At 70.8% G+C, this 14164-nt stretch carries 12 protein-coding genes; 6 read left to right on the plus strand and 6 right to left on the minus strand.

Annotated features, from left to right (window positions below; all coding sequences use genetic code 11):
- Positions 1-1927: VWA domain-containing protein (locus tag RI554_07310; GenBank protein ID MDR9391822.1), on the plus strand; the 1927-nt coding region annotated here is incomplete at its 5' end.
- A 62-nt stretch (positions 1928-1989) separates the two neighbouring features.
- Here the strand turns inward: RI554_07310 and RI554_07315 are convergent.
- The 6 genes from RI554_07315 to RI554_07340 all read right to left on the minus strand — a co-directional run bounded on the left by RI554_07315 (position 1990) and on the right by RI554_07340 (position 9610).
- The gene (locus RI554_07315; protein ID MDR9391823.1) at positions 1990-4041 is read right to left on the minus strand and encodes an ABC transporter substrate-binding protein; all 2052 of its coding nucleotides are present in this window, start codon (positions 4039-4041) and stop codon (positions 1990-1992) included.
- 112 nt (positions 4042-4153) lie between these two features.
- Complete coding sequence (locus RI554_07320; GenBank protein ID MDR9391824.1) at positions 4154-5872, minus strand: PQQ-binding-like beta-propeller repeat protein; 1719 nt, start codon at positions 5870-5872, stop codon at positions 4154-4156.
- A gap of 157 nt (positions 5873-6029) precedes the next feature.
- Positions 6030-6785 carry a c-type cytochrome gene (locus RI554_07325; protein ID MDR9391825.1) on the minus strand — a complete coding sequence of 252 codons (756 nt, stop codon included), beginning with the start codon at positions 6783-6785 and terminating at the stop codon, positions 6030-6032.
- Between the two features lie 237 nt (positions 6786-7022).
- Positions 7023-7757, minus strand: a complete 735-nt coding sequence (locus RI554_07330) for an ABC transporter ATP-binding protein (GenBank protein ID MDR9391826.1) — start codon at positions 7755-7757, stop codon at positions 7023-7025.
- Position 7758: 1 nt separating this feature from the next.
- Positions 7759-8472, minus strand: coding sequence for an ABC transporter permease subunit (locus RI554_07335; protein MDR9391827.1), 714 nt, complete (start codon positions 8470-8472; stop codon positions 7759-7761).
- Between the two features lie 151 nt (positions 8473-8623).
- Entirely contained in the window at positions 8624-9610 is a 987-nt protein-coding gene (locus tag RI554_07340) for a PhnD/SsuA/transferrin family substrate-binding protein (GenBank protein MDR9391828.1), read from the minus strand.
- Between the two features lie 286 nt (positions 9611-9896).
- Here RI554_07340 and RI554_07345 point away from each other — a divergent pair, with 286 nt between their 5' ends.
- The 5 genes from RI554_07345 to RI554_07365 form a co-directional block, all read left to right on the plus strand.
- Positions 9897-10799, plus strand: a complete 903-nt coding sequence (locus RI554_07345) for a glycerophosphodiester phosphodiesterase (protein MDR9391829.1) — start codon at positions 9897-9899, stop codon at positions 10797-10799.
- A gap of 159 nt (positions 10800-10958) precedes the next feature.
- Complete coding sequence (locus RI554_07350) at positions 10959-11816, plus strand: response regulator transcription factor (GenBank protein ID MDR9391830.1); 858 nt, start codon at positions 10959-10961, stop codon at positions 11814-11816.
- A 153-nt stretch (positions 11817-11969) separates the two neighbouring features.
- Positions 11970-12566, plus strand: a complete 597-nt coding sequence (locus RI554_07355; GenBank protein MDR9391831.1) for a hypothetical protein — start codon at positions 11970-11972, stop codon at positions 12564-12566.
- The gene (locus RI554_07360; GenBank protein ID MDR9391832.1) at positions 12563-13408 is read left to right on the plus strand and encodes a hypothetical protein; all 846 of its coding nucleotides are present in this window, start codon (positions 12563-12565) and stop codon (positions 13406-13408) included. The genes RI554_07355 and RI554_07360 overlap by 4 nt, the downstream gene beginning before the upstream one ends.
- 51 nt (positions 13409-13459) lie before the next feature.
- Positions 13460-14164: hypothetical protein (locus RI554_07365; protein MDR9391833.1), on the plus strand; the 705-nt coding region annotated here is incomplete at its 3' end.

A 14164-nucleotide genomic window follows, 5' to 3' on the forward strand; every position in this document is an offset into this window, starting at 1 on the left:
GACGTCGCTGGAGGTGGTCGATGCCGGGGGCCAGGTCGTACACGAGGTGGAGCTGCCTGCGGGTGCGCGGCGCACGACGGTGCGATTGCAGGCGGCGTCGGAGGGGGTGGAAACGCACGTCCTTCGCCGGGTGGGGGATGACCCGGGTTCGGGGCGCACCCTGCTCGCCGAAGCGAAGGTCGTCGCGAACGTCGGTTCCCCCGTTCGCGTGCTGGCCGTCGCGTCATCGGAGGCGGTGGGGGGGACGCTCGTCGATGCGCTCGAGGCCCAGCGGTTGGAGGTCGACCGCGTCGTGCCGGAGCGTCTTCCGGCGACGCGCGAGCGCCTCGGTCGGTACGACGCGGTCCTCCTCGTCGACGTGCCAGCGCGCGACGTTCACCCGTTCCATCGGGACCTGCTGGAGCGCTTCGTCCGCGACGACGGGGGTGGACTCGTGATCGTGGGGGGACCGAGCGCGTTCGGCCCCGGTGGGTACTACTCGACGCGCCTCGACGCCGTGTCCCCCCTTTCGTCGCTCGTGCAAGACGAGGTGCCCGAGGTCGCGATGACGTTCGTGCTCGACCGCAGCGGCAGCATGAACGCCGTGGAGGGCGGCGCGACGCGCATGGATCTGGCGCGAAGCGCGACGCTGGAGGCGGTCGAACTCCTCGGCGAGAGGAGTATGGCCGCACTCGTCGCGTTCGACGCCGTGGCGACCCGCGTCCTACCGCTGCGATCCACGGCGGACGTCCGCCCATTCCGGGAGGCGCTCGGGACGCTGGTGGCGGGGGGTGGGACCAGCATCTATCCCGCCTTGGTGGAGGCCTACGACGTCGTGGCGGCGAGCGACGCCGAAACGCGCCACGTCGTCGTGATGACCGACGGGTTGTCGCAGGAGGGGGATTTCGAAGAGGTGTTGGGCCGCATTCGCAGCCTGGGGGTCGATACGACCTTCGTGGGCATCGGGGACGCCACGAGCCGGGGTCAGTTGAGCCGGTTGGCGGAGCTGGGGGGAGGCTCGCTGCATTTCGCCCGCGATGCGCGCGCCCTCCCGGGGATCCTCACCCAGGAAGCGATGTTGTTGTCGGCCGACCCGATCGAGGAGCGCGACACGTCCCCCGTATGGTCCGAGGGGGAACCGCCGGCGTTCCTCGAGGGGCCAGAGGACGCCGAGGTTCCGACGTTGCTGGGGTACGTCCGGACGACGCCGAAACCCGAGGCGTCGGTCCATCTCTTCGAGGAGGACGACGACGACCCCCTGCTGGCGACATGGCGTTACGGCTTGGGTCGCGTGGCGGCGTTCGCCACCGAAGCGGACGGGCCGTGGGCCGGAACGTGGACGCAGCGAGCGTCGTTCGGCCCGTTCTGGAGTCAGGTGGCGCGCTGGACGGCGTCGAGCGTTCCGAGTCGTCCGTACCGCCTCACGACGTCCACGGGCCCGCTGTACGTCGACGTCGTGCTCGACGTCGACCCGAGCGTTCCCATGAGCTGGGCCCCCGCGGTTCGCGTCCGCGCCCAGCGAACGCGCGAGGTCGTCGCCGTCGGCGTTCTCGATCGCCGGGAGCCGGGGCGCTGGGCCACCCGACTGCCCCTACCGCCGCCCGACGCCACGACGTACGTCGCCGAGGTGGTGCCCCCCTCGAGCTTCGAGGCGGGGACGATTCGGCACGCCTTCGTCCATCGGGACGCCACCGTCACGGATGCGTCCGTCGCGAACGTCGTGGATCTCGAGGCGGTCGCGCCCGGTCGGCGCGAGGCGACGGTGGGGTCGACCGACGGTGGGGGGGACGTCCGGCGCCCCTTCGTGGCGCCGGACCTTCGTTGGGTCGGTCCCCCCCGGGCGTGGTCCCTGTGGGCGACGGCGACGTTCCTGCTGGGCCTCGCCCTCCGGTCGGGGGGCGTCGCGGGCCTTGGGCGGCGACGGCGGGGCGGCGCTTCCGAAGTTTGAGGCACGACGCGCCGGGCCGTACGCGGCGGGGTGGGGCGTCGGGCACGCCGCGGTGTGCCGACTCACGGGCGGGGGCACACCGCCGGTCCGGAGTCCGTCGAGGGTTCGGCCGAGGGCCACGCGTCCCGGGTGGGGACCGTGTCGACGACGCGAGCCGTGGCGGTCCGCTCGCTCGGTGTGCGACCCCATTGCGCGTCGGGCGTCGGTTGGACGAGGTAGAGCGTCGAGCGCAGCTGGCGGTCGGACGGACGGAGCGAGGCGGGCTCGGCCTTCGCGACGTCCAGGGCCGACGCGGTGGTCCATGCGTCGATCAACGCATCCGCCTCGGGGCCGTGCTGGCGTTCCACGGCGTCGAAGAGGATCGCAAAGGCGGCGTACGTGGTCCACGCCGCACCGCTCATCGATTCCGCGGTGCGCGCGGCGAAGCGGGTCGCGACGTCGCGGTCCAAGGCCGGGTCCCACGCGGCGACGCGCGGGGTGCGGAGCAGGTCGCGCGAGACCTGCAGGAACCGCTGCAGGAAGGTGCGCGATTGCGATGCGAGGGTGGGAAGGCCGGTCACGGCCCACGCCACCTCCTCGTTGTCCGCCTGAGACAGGAACCGCTCTTGTGACGTTTCGTCCATGAGCAGGACGACGACGTCGGGTTCCGCGTCTGCGATGGCGTCGAACGTACGGGTGTAGACGAGTTGGTCGGCGTCGACCACCGAGGAACCCGCGAACGTCGCGCCGGCGGTCTCCACGGCGGCCTCGAGGGGATGGACGGCGTCCTCGTCGGCGTACGACGTTTCCGCCACGGCGTACCACCGCTCCGGTTCGGGATCGAGCGCGAGCCCACTCCCGACCATGGCTCGCACGTATGCGGCGTCGTCGGGAGCGACGTGGACCGTCGTCGGAAAACAGGACGGATTGCGAAGCGACGCACGCGCGGAGCCGACGTTCAGGAACAGGACGTCGTGGGTCGCGCCGAGGTCGGCGAGGCCGAGCGCGCTCCGGTCGTCGTACCCGCCGATCAGGACGTCGATGCGGTCGTTCTCGATCAGGGCCCGGGCTGCGCGCAGGGTGGAGGGATACGTCGGGGCACTCGCCTCGTAGATGCGGACCGAGTCGGCGATGGCCGGGCTTCGGCCGAGGTCGTTCTCGGCGATGCGGGTCGCCAACCGGGCGTGCTCTCCGACCACGAACCCGGGCACTTGCGCGGGGGTGCGGGAGGGGTGCACGATGCCGATGCGGAGGACGTCGTCGGGGATGGGGGCCGCCTCGCTGGGGCGCGAGAGGTCCATCATCGGAACGCCGTGGCGCTCGAGGATCGACCGCACGTCCTCCCATCGGCGTGCGAGGGCGGCGTTGAGGCGGTCGCGGAGGGCTTCGTCGTGAGGACGGACCCCGATGGTCCAGATGCGCGAGTGCTGGATGATGCTTTCGCCGAAGTCGATTTCCGGTCGTACCGGTTCGATGGTGAGCGGCGCTCCTGCAGCGACCCGAGCCCCCGCGACGGGGCCGTAGACGATGCCGACGTCGACGGAGCCGTCGAGGACCGCCTCGAGAATCGGAGCGTGGCGGTCCACGCCCTCGTCGGTCACGTCGGCGGCGAATTCGACGCGGTCGTCCAGGTTTCGGTTGCGCAACGCGATCGTCGGCGTTCCGAACTGGTACGTCCCGATGGTGAGGTCGCGCAGGAGGGGATCGTCGAGGGATTCGATCGAGAGATCACGGCGTTCGTGCGACACGAAGACGTAGGGGGTTCGGAGGTAGGGAACGGTGCTCAACGTCCCCGCCACCCCCTCCCCCATCCCGATCATGAGGTCGCAGAGGCCGGCGTGGAGGGAGTCGCGGACGCCGACGTCGTCGAAGCGAATCCACTCGAACGTGGCGTCGGCTCCGAGCTCGTCGGCGAGCAGTTGTGCGATGTCGACGTCGTACCCGCCGCGCTCGCGATCGGCGGCGGGCCAGGCGTTGAGCGGCGCGCAAAACCGCATTTCGGGGTCGGTGGAGGCTTGCGACGTGGGGCCGAGGGCCAACGCCACGGCGATGGCCAGGATCGAGGCGAGATGCGCGGCGCACGAACGCCGCATCGTCGAGGGGTGGGGGGGTGCGGTGTCGGGCCTGTCGTACACGACGCCCTCCTCTTCGTTGGGAGCGTGGGGTCCATGAAGGGGCGGGCCGGAGGTGGTTCCGGCCCGCCCGAACGTTCGATGGTACGTAGGTGGCGACGGTGTCGTCTGCGCTCTAGCGCAGGGCGAAGACGAACACCGCTGCGTTCCCGGCCACGGGGAGGGGCTGATCGACGTTCGGGTTGTAGTCGGCGATCGCCCCTGCACTCGGCGCGTTCAGGCCGATGAGCGTGGCCACGTACTGGGTGCCGTCGACCTCGTACGTGATCGTGCCTCCGCGCGAGCCGGCGGTCAGGGTTTGCTCGAACAGCACGTCGCCGTTCGACGCGTCGAACGCGCGGAACACGCGGTCGGTGAAGCCCGAGAAGACGAGACCGCCGGCGGTCGCGACCGGTGCGGCGTCGTAGCCGTAGTCGTACCCGAACTCCCACGCGACGTCGCCGGTGACGGGGTCGAACGCGGTCAGGGCGCCGAGCCGATCGAACCAGTCCTCATCCTGCGTCTCGCCGCTTTCGAACCAGTAGGCGCGGTCGCCGGGCGCCCAATCCTCGGGCATCGTTTGCGCCTTGTAGCGAATGCACGCCATTTGGTTCGGCCGGTAGTAGAGGCCGGTGTCGTGGCTGAACGCGGGCGGCGCGATGTGCGCCCAACGAAGGCCAGGGCACATGCGGTAGTACTCGCCCGCTTGCATCGCTTCACGAGCATCGTCACTGATGATGGGGTTGAACTCCTCGTCGTATCCGAGGTGGACCGTGACCTCTTCGGCGCCTTGGTGCGCTTCGAGGATGTCGCCGCTCAGTGCGTCGACGACGAGAATCCATCCGCCCGTCGTGGCCATGACGGCCACCCGCCGGTCTTCGCCCTCGTACTCCACGTTGGTGAACATCGGGACCGTGTGTTGGTCCATGTCCCACTCGTCACCCGGGACGACCTGGTGGTACCAGCGGATCTCGCCGGTGTCGGCGTCCAAGGCCACCCAACTCGCGCTGTAGAGATCCTGGCTCACGTTGCCGTCCGGGTCGGCGCGGCGCTCGTCGACGCGGTCCCACGGAGTGGGCTGACCGGTGCCGTACAGCACGGTGTTGGAGACGGGGTCGTAGGCGCCCGCGTTCCAGGCGGACGCCCCACCGATGCCGGCCTCCCAGGAGGGCGGGTTCGTCCACGTGGCGTAGGCGGGGTCGTCGGGGCTCATGGGGACGATGTCGAACGTCCACAACAACTCCCCGTCCTCCAGGCCGACGGAGTGGATCTTGCCGGGCGCTCCGCCGTTGTCCGCGCCGTTCGGTGCGCCGATGATGCGGTCGCCCGCGAAGATGGGGTTGGTGGAGAACCCCTCGTTGCGCTCCTCCTGCGTGAGGGGCGCGTACCAGAGCTCGTCGCCGGTTTCGGCGTCCAGGGCGACCATCGCACCGTGGCTGAGCGTGGCGAACACCTTGCCGTCGAGCACGACCGGGGCGCCCCGCACGGCGGTGTCGGTGATGACGTCCCCGATGTTCGGCGAGAAGTACTCCCACAGGACGTTCCCGTTGGTGGCGTCGAGGGCGAGCACGCCGGCTTCGATCGGGACGTACATGATGCCGTTCCACACCGACGGAGACCCTTGGTGCGACTGCTGGAAGCCGAGATCGCGAGCCCACGAGATGGCCAGGTCGCCGACGTTGCCGGTATCGATCTGGTCGAGAGGGCTGTAGCGCGTTTGGGACGCGTCACGCCCGAGCTGCGGCCACTCGCCGGGAGGCGGATCGATCAGGTCGTCGACGGTCTGGCTGAACGCGGGCGAGAGGCCGAACGCCAGGATGAGCGCGAGCGCGAAGGTACCGAAGCGTGGGTTCATAAGGGCGACTCTCCGTTTCCGTATCGGTGCAGGTTCGTGCGGTGCCGTCCGACCGTGGATGCGCCCACGGGTGGACGAGGTCGTCGAGCGGTGGTCCGCGATGCGCGCCTGGGACGTTGTCACGCCCTGCCTGTCGCGGCGCGCGGGCCATCGCCCCTCAGCGATACTGCGCGATCTCCTCCTCTCCCACGGGTCCGTACTCGTTGTTCCACGAAGTACGGACGTACGTCACGACGGCAGCGACCTCCCGGTCGTCGAGGGTGCCCCCGAAGCCGGGCATGTAGCCGTTGCCGTGAATGACCTGGCGAATGACGTACGACGCATCGGCGAGATTGTCGTTGTCGTGGATTTTGACGACGTGCGACGACAGGACTTCGTCCCCGCCGTTGCCGTGGCATGCCGCGCACACGGTGCGGTAGGTCCGAATCCCCTCGCGGTAGAGGGCGTCGAACGCCTCTTGCGACATCTCCGTGGCGCCGTCGTCGGAGGCGGACGCCTCCGGGCCGTCGACGAGCGTGCCGTCGGGTGCCACGACGAACCAGCGTTCGTCGAGGGCCTGCCCGTTGGCCGCGCCGGGCTCCGCATCTTGAGCGAAGGTGTAGAGCGGCCACCCGAAGTACGTCACGTGGTGGGCGCCGTCCGCGCGTTCGATGGTACCGACGGCGTCCGCGTCCAGGTCGTCGGCGACGTCGACGTCTCCGTCCGCGAGCAGGGGCGGCCACGCCTCGGCGCACCCGCCCACGCAGGTGCTGTCTTCCTGCGCGTCGGGGACGAAGGCGTAGAGAACGGATCCGTCGGTGGTCGTCAGGTGCGGGCCGAGCGTCGGGTGCGACGCCACCCCGAGCTGAGCGAGGGCGGATCCGAGGAGGGCGAGACCGGCCGTGGCGAGCAGGGAACGGACGTGCGCATGCATCGAAGAAAACCTCCCGGTCGAAAACACCGATCGCCGTGCGGGATCGATGCGAGGGCGTGAAAACGGCGCGATGGCTGGGGACGATGCAGACGACGTACATGCGTCACGCCCGCTCCCCACATCCGCATGAATCGAACGGGCCGAAGGTACCACAAGGCGACGGGCGTTACAATCGGGCAGAAAAATCGACCAGAGACGAACGTCCCGATCCGGGCCGCCGTCGGCGGCCGGGAGGGCTTACGCGAGCCGTTTGACCGCCGAGCGCGCCAACCGCCACAGGGCCAGATCGTCGGGGTCGCGGGGCCGTGAAAGTTGCGCCGCGACGTCCTCCTGGTGGGTGATGCGACCGGGGGGTCCGCCCATGATGACGATGCGGTCGGCGAGGATCGCCGCTTCGAGGGGATTGTGCGTCACGAACACGATGGTCAGGCCGATGTCCTCCCAGAGGTCGAGGAGTTCCTCGCGCATCGCCATCGCCGTCAGTTCGTCCAGCGCCCCGAAGGGTTCGTCCATGAACAAGACGTCCGGCTCGACGATCAGGCCGCGGGCCACCGAGACGCGTTGTTGCATCCCGATCGAGAGTTGGTGGGGGTAGTAGTCCTGGGTTCCGTCGAGCCCGACGCGATGCAACCAGGCGTCGACGCGAGGCCGTACGTGATCGTCGGGACCGTCGAGAACGAAGGCGAGATTCTCGCGTACCGTCATCCACGGGAGCAACCTCGACTCTTGGAAGACGGTCCTGACGCGCGGACGACGCCCGTCCTCGCTGCGGACCTCCACCGTGCCCCGGTCGGCGGAGATCAGGCCTGCCAGGACGTTCAGGAGCGTGGTTTTGCCACACCCGCTCGGGCCCAAGAGGCACACGAACTCGCCGTTCTCGACCTGGAGGTCGACGTCGGCGAGCGCCTCGAACCTGTGGCCGTCGGGCGCGGAGAAGCTTTTGTGAATGCCGGAGGCGACGATGGTCGTCACGTCAGGCGTCCGCTCCCGACCTAGCACGCCAACGAAAGGCGTTGCGTTGCCAGCCTCCGAGGAGGAGAAGATCGACCATCGCGAGGATCACCATCATCGTCACGCCATAGCCGAGGATCCCGACCATGTCGAACATCTGGAAGTAGAAGGAGATCTGGTACCCGACGCCGGTGGTGCGCCCCAGCAGTTCGGCCAGCACGACCATCTTCCACGCCAGCGAGAGCGAGCTGCGGGCGGTCCCGACGACGTACGGCATGACCTGCGGCAGCACCACGCGACGCCAAATGGAGACGCGGGACCGGTGGTACACCTCGGCCATCTCGACGAGGCGGTGGTCGATGGCACGCGTACCCTCACGCACCTGCACCATGATCGTGGGCAAGATCGTGACCATGAGGGCGATGACGGCGGCCGCGTCCGACAGGCCGAAGATGAGGTAACTCATCACGAACAGAAGGATTCGAGGCACCGTCAGGCCGGCGATCAACCAACCGTGCAGAAGTCGGTCGACGGTTCGCGACAGCCCCATGGCCGCGCCCAAGAGGACCCCCGCGCTCATTCCGAAGGCGAACGCGACCAGGACCCGACGCGTCGTGGCCCAGAGGTGCATCCACAGCACGCCTCGCTCGATTTCGCGCGCGACGAATTCGAAGGTCGCGACGGGCCCCGGCATGAGTTCGTCGGGCAGCGCTCCGGCCGCCACGACCCATGCCACGACGATCGACAGGTACGACGCGAGTAGGGTCCAGGGGGGTTGCGCTCCGTCCCGACGTCGCGTGGGGGGCCGCCCCGGGGGACGGCCCGGGGCGGTCATGCGCGACGACGTGATGAGAGCCCTCCGGAACCCGACATGCGTTCGACCGCCCTCAGTTGCCGGGGGCGTACTCCGTCGTGAAGGCGTCGGCCGGGATCGCGTCGATGCCGACGAGTTCCGCGCCGGCGATGTCGACGAGCCGTTCGACCAGCGACGACAGGCCGTCGATCTGGTCCTGCGTCCAGCCGTCCGGCAGGCCGGCCTCCCAGCGAGCCCGAACTTCGGGGAACGCTGCGGTGTCGGGGAGGCTGTAGAGTTCTTCGTCCAGGATCGATTGCCAGATGCCGTCCATCGAATCGGCCTTCATGCGCTCGGTCGTCTCGATCATCGCTTCGACGAACCGCGAGACCGCGACGTCGTCGGCCTCTTCGCGCGCCACGAGCACGAGGATCGGCAGATCGCTGCGCAACCCGAGGCGTTCGAGCATCTCCGTCACCATCATGACGTCGCGGTACTCCCCGGCATAGGTCATGCGGGACACGAAGTGCCAGTATGGAATGCCGGCATCGATCTCGCCATCGTCCATGAGGCCGGTCATGAGCCAAGGCGCCGCGGCGAGCGTCTCCCCGTCGGTTTGGGGATCGAAGCCGTACTGGCTGACCGTGAGCGCCCGCAGAATCAGAAGGCTCTTGTCGTCGAGGCTGGCCGCGGCGACGGTCGCGCCCTCGAGGTCTTCGATCGCTCGAATGTCGCTGTCCGCAGGGACGACGACCCCTCCGACGGCTTTCCCGTAGGGGTAGACGGTTTGCACGGCCACGCCCCGCTCGCGCATTTGCACCGCCCCGACGAAGTCGTCGACCACGACGTCGACCTCGTCGGACCGGAGGGCCAGTTCGGTGGCCTGCTTGGTGGCGTACGTGGTGGGCTGCAGGTCGAGGCCGAACTCCTCGTCGACGCCGAAGTACTGCATGGCGTGCACGACCCAACTGAACGTGCCGACGGCTTGCATGCCGACGCGCACGGTGTGCGGTTCTTGAGCAAGGGCTCCGGACGCCGCCGCGAGGGCGGCGGTGAGAGCGATGGAGCGAAGCATGCGCATGGGCGGCTCCCTTCCACGTGGAGGTGAGGCGAAGCCGGTCGTGCGACCGGCGTGTCAAGATGACGAACGTCCCTAGAGTAGCACGCCGATCGGGGGCGCCGGCCGCCCCCGTGCCGGAGTCGAGGTGGGCGTGTCGCGTCCGGAGCGGTCGCTCCCGGCCGCTCCGGTGCGAGGGGGCTCGGGGGTTCCGTGGCCGCGGGCGCGCGCCGAGGCGAGCGGAGTTCGGCCGCTCTGGTTCGAGCGTGCGCACGCGTCCAAGCTCGGGGACTCCGCGGCCACGCACGTCATGGCCACCGTCATTTCGCCCCTCACGTACGTCCTCGCGACGTTCCCCGCCTGGAGTCGCTCGACGATGCACCCCACCTTCACCGACGCCTGGCCGGACCCCCCTCACGTCATCGCCCACCGTGGCGGCGGCGCCCTCGCGCCCGAATCGACCCTCGCCGCGTTCGACCTCGCGGCGCGGCTGGGCGTGGACGCGCTCGAGTTGGACGTCCACCTGTCCGCCGACGGCGAGCTCGTCGTGATCCACGACGCCACGGTCGACCGCACCACCGACGGGGTGGGCGCCGTCGCCGACCTGACGTGGCCGGAGCTTGCCCGCCTCGACGCCGCAGCGGCGTGGCCGCCGCCGGGGGGTGGCCCCCCGACGTACCGCGGGTCGGGCGTGGGCGTCCCCCGCTTCGTGGACGTCGCGCGCGCCCACCCCGGACGGCCGCTCGGCATCGACGTCAAACCGCCGGGAACGCGCGCCGCGACGGCGCTCTGCGACGCGCTTCGTCGGGAGGGCCGGACGGGCGACGTGGTCGTCGGGAGCTTCCACGAGGACGCCATGGCGGCCTTCCGGGCGGCCTGTCCGGGGGTGGCGACCGCCGCCACCCCCCGTGAGGTGCGCACGTTCGTTCTTCTCGCACGCGCCCGCCTGGCGGGACCCTACCGACCGCCGTTCGACGTCCTGCAGGTGCCCGTCGAGCGGGGCCGCGTTCGGGTCGTCACCCCGGCCGTGGTGCACGCCGCCCACGAGAAAGGCATCCCGGTGCACGCGTGGACGATCGACGACCGCGCGCAGATCGATGGGCTCCTACGGATGGGCGTCGACGGGATCATCGGCGACCGCCCCGATCGCGCCCTCCGCGCGGTGGGGCGTCCCGTCGACGCCGCCCTCCTTCCCCCCGGCGTGACGCCGTAACGCCCCGAGCTCCGCGTGGGCTCGGAGGGGTGGCGTCGGTCCCGAACCGGGCGGCCCCCCATTGCCTTGGGTGCGGTGGTTTGCTACGGTGTTCGGCCAACCGTTACCGACGAACGGAGCGGCGCCGTTCGTGACGACCGTTGCGAAGGAGGCGCCGTGATGGGGTCCGACGTTCCCGCTTTCGTTCCGTTTCCGCACGAGGACCGGCGCCCCGACGCCTCCCGTGCCCGTCGTGCGCATCCCGACGGACCGACCGTCGATGCGTCGCTCGTCTCGCACCCGAACCCGATCGGCCCGCGCGTCCTCCTCGTCGGCTCCGACCGGTCCCTGTTCACCCTGCTCCATCGCTCGTTGCGGGCCCACGGGTTCCGCGTGGCGGACGTGCGCTCCGGCGACGACGCCCTCCGCCGCGCCCACGCCAGCGACGTCGTGGTGATCGACGTCGATCCGACGTCCCCCGAGATCGGGTTCGTCGACATCCTGCGCGAAGAGCTTCCCGAACTGGGGTTCGTGTTCCTCACCGAGGACGAAGACGTCCAACGCACGCTGTCCGCCTACGACCTCGGGGCGGACGGTTGCCTCCCGAAACCGTTCGTCTTCGCCGAACTCGCCGCCCGGCTCCGGGTCGTGGTCCGCCACCGGCAGGTCGGAGGGCCGCTGAGGTTCGGCGACCTCGTGGTCGACGTCGCCCGGGGCGGCGCCCTCCGGGACGGCGTGTGGCTTCCCCTGTCCACCCTCGATTTCGATCTGCTCGCGTTGTTCGCGGCGCACCCCCTCCGCCTGTGGTCGCGCGAAGCGATTCTGCGCCGCGTGTGGGGCGCGATGAGCGAAGAGCTGGAACGGACCGTGGACGACCACGTCAGCATCCTCCGGCAGACCCTCGCGGACGACCCGTCGAACCCGACGTTCGTGCAGACGGTCCGGGGGCGCGGCTACCGCTGGATCGCCGTTCCGGAGTCCGCGGCGCCGGCGGCCCCGGTCTCGGCCGGCATCGCGGCGCACACCAAACGACCGTAACGAAGCGTCCCTACCCTCCGGGAGCGTCGTCGCGCCGGGCATCGAACGTGCCGCGCGTCGAGCCCGGCCGACCGACGCGTAGGTGCACGGTGCGGCGGCGGCCGTGGACCCTTCGTTCTCGCGCCGCCGTGTGGCGGCAGAAAGGTGGCTCGCATGCCGTCCCCCTTCACGCTTCGCTCCCTCCCCCTCCTCCTCTCGGCCCTCGCCCTGCTCGCCAGCCCCGCGTGGGCGCAGGACGTCACGGCGAGCGAGACGCTCAGCATGGGCTTGTCCGACATCAACCAAATCACGATCACCGGACAGACGCCGGTGATGCAGTGGGACAACGCCGCGTTCGACGTCGGCGCGACGTCCGCCGTGCAGGTCGACGACAGCACCACGATGGACTACACCCTCGGGCAGGGCGTGGCGATGACCGTGCACTTCGACGATTCCAACGTGGACCCGACAGCCCGAGCGACGGACGGCACGGGTGCGTACAAGTACGCCGCGATCAAATCGGCGCAAGTACAAATCGGCAGTAATCCTGAAACGACGATTTTTAGCTCCAATGGCTCGAACGTCGTCCCCACCGTGTCGATGGATGGCTCGCCCGCCACCGTCATCCCCGCCAACGCGGACGGCGGTCAGGGGTCGGGCGAGACGCCGGCGACGGTGACGTACACCGTCGAGGTCGACCTCACGATGGGCGGCGCCTTCGACGCGACGACCTTCGATCTGGTGTACACCGCGGTCGACCCGACGCCGTGAACGATCCCCGTGCGCGCCGGCGGTCCGTTTCGACGGGCCGCCGCGCCACGCGCCTCGCCGCCCTGCTCGCGTCCACCGCCGTGACCTCCATGGCGTGGGCGCAGATCGACGTGCCCTCCGGCCTCGCCGACGTCCACCCGGTTGGACCGGGGGACGTCGTCGAAGGTTCGGTCCGGTTGGCGAACGATGGCCCCACGGATCGGACCGTCACCCTGACCCTGCGCGACTACCGCGTGCGCCCCGGTGGCGACGGGTGGCTCGATGCGGGGACGCTACCGCGCTCCGCCGCATCGTGGATCGACGTCCCGAGCGTCGTGCGACTGGGGCCCGACGAGACCCGCGACGTCGCGTACCGCCTGCGCGTCCCGGAGACGGGGGTCGACGGGACCTACTGGGCGACCCTGATGGTTCGCCCGCGCCCGGAGGGCGCCACCGGCGAGGCGGAGGACCGCACCGCGGTCGGACTCCGCCCGGTCCGCCGGTACGCGGTGCAGATCGTGGTGGACGTCGGGGGGGCCGCCCGACCGCGGCTGGAGCTCGGGGACGCCGCGCTCGACCGGGAGGGGGACGCCGTCACGTTGGACCTCGAGGTGCACAACGACGGCGCCCGCTGGGTGCGCCGCCCGACGCTCGAAGTGCGCGTCGTCGACCCGACCGACGGGGAGGTCCTCACGACGACCCGGACGGGCGTCCGGAGCCTCTACCCCGGGGCGGGGACGCGCGTCCGAACCGTCCTCGGCGCGCTTCCGTCGCGCCCCCTGCACCTCCTGGCGCTCGCTCGCGACGACGCTCGCGACGTCGTCGCCGTCCGTTTCGACCTCGATCCGCCGGACGCTCCCTGAGGCGCCGTGCGGACCGCGCGGCGCACGCGGGCAGGGGGCGGGTTGCGGCTCGTGGCCGCCGCCGGGCGGCGCGCCTTCGCCGTGGGGCTCGGCGCCTGCGTCCTTGCCACCGGCGCCGGGGTCCACGCGCAGGAGGTGTCGCCACGGAGCGTCGCGCCGGGGGAGGTGACCAGCGTCGCCGTGCCCTTCGGTCCGTTCGCGTCGGGTCGGTGGGACGTCGCGGTCGACGTCCGCCCACCGGCCGGCTGGACGGTGCTGGACGCGCCCCGCCGCGCGTCGTTCGAGGCGGGCGTCCGCCGGACCGTGCTCGTCACCGTGGCGGTGCCGGCGCGGGCGGCGGCGGGGCGCGCGGAGATGCGGGTGACGCTCGCGGGGGAGGCGTCCGGCCCACGCACGCGCGACGTCGCGTTCGACGTTCGCGCTCGGCCCTCGGTGACGTGGACGCGGGTCGAACCGGCGACGCGTTCGCCGGAGGGGGGCGTCGCCGCCATCCTCGAACTCCGCAACGACGGCAACGTCGCCCAGGCCCTGACGCTGAGGGTCACGCCGGAGGCGCGGATGGTGCCGCGGCGCGCCGAACTCGCCCCGGGTGCCCGGGTCCGGGTCGTGGTGCGGTGGACGCGCGAGGACGTCGCGCGCGCAGACGCCGCGGAGCGGTGGGTCGTCTCCGCCCACGCGGACGAACGCGTCCTCGCGCGCCGGGCGGTGCCGCTCCCGGCGTCGTCGGGGAGGCCACCCCCGGAGCCCGAGGGGCCG

The organism is Trueperaceae bacterium (genome assembly GCA_031581195.1).
Classification (GTDB): domain Bacteria; phylum Deinococcota; class Deinococci; order Deinococcales; family Trueperaceae; genus SLSQ01.

Excerpts from the sequence above, each read along its gene's own strand:
- RI554_07345 (MDR9391829.1), top strand. The coding sequence starts at position 9,897 with ATGGCCACCGTCATTTCGCCCCTCACGTACGTCCTCGCGACGTTCCCC.
- RI554_07320 (MDR9391824.1), bottom strand. The coding sequence starts at position 5,872 with ATGAACCCACGCTTCGGTACCTTCGCGCTCGCGCTCATCCTGGCGTTC.
- RI554_07325 (MDR9391825.1), bottom strand. The coding sequence starts at position 6,785 with ATGCATGCGCACGTCCGTTCCCTGCTCGCCACGGCCGGTCTCGCCCTC.
- RI554_07340 (MDR9391828.1), bottom strand. The coding sequence starts at position 9,610 with ATGCGCATGCTTCGCTCCATCGCTCTCACCGCCGCCCTCGCGGCGGCG.
- RI554_07355 (MDR9391831.1), top strand. The coding sequence starts at position 11,970 with ATGCCGTCCCCCTTCACGCTTCGCTCCCTCCCCCTCCTCCTCTCGGCC.
- RI554_07350 (MDR9391830.1), top strand. The coding sequence starts at position 10,959 with ATGGGGTCCGACGTTCCCGCTTTCGTTCCGTTTCCGCACGAGGACCGG.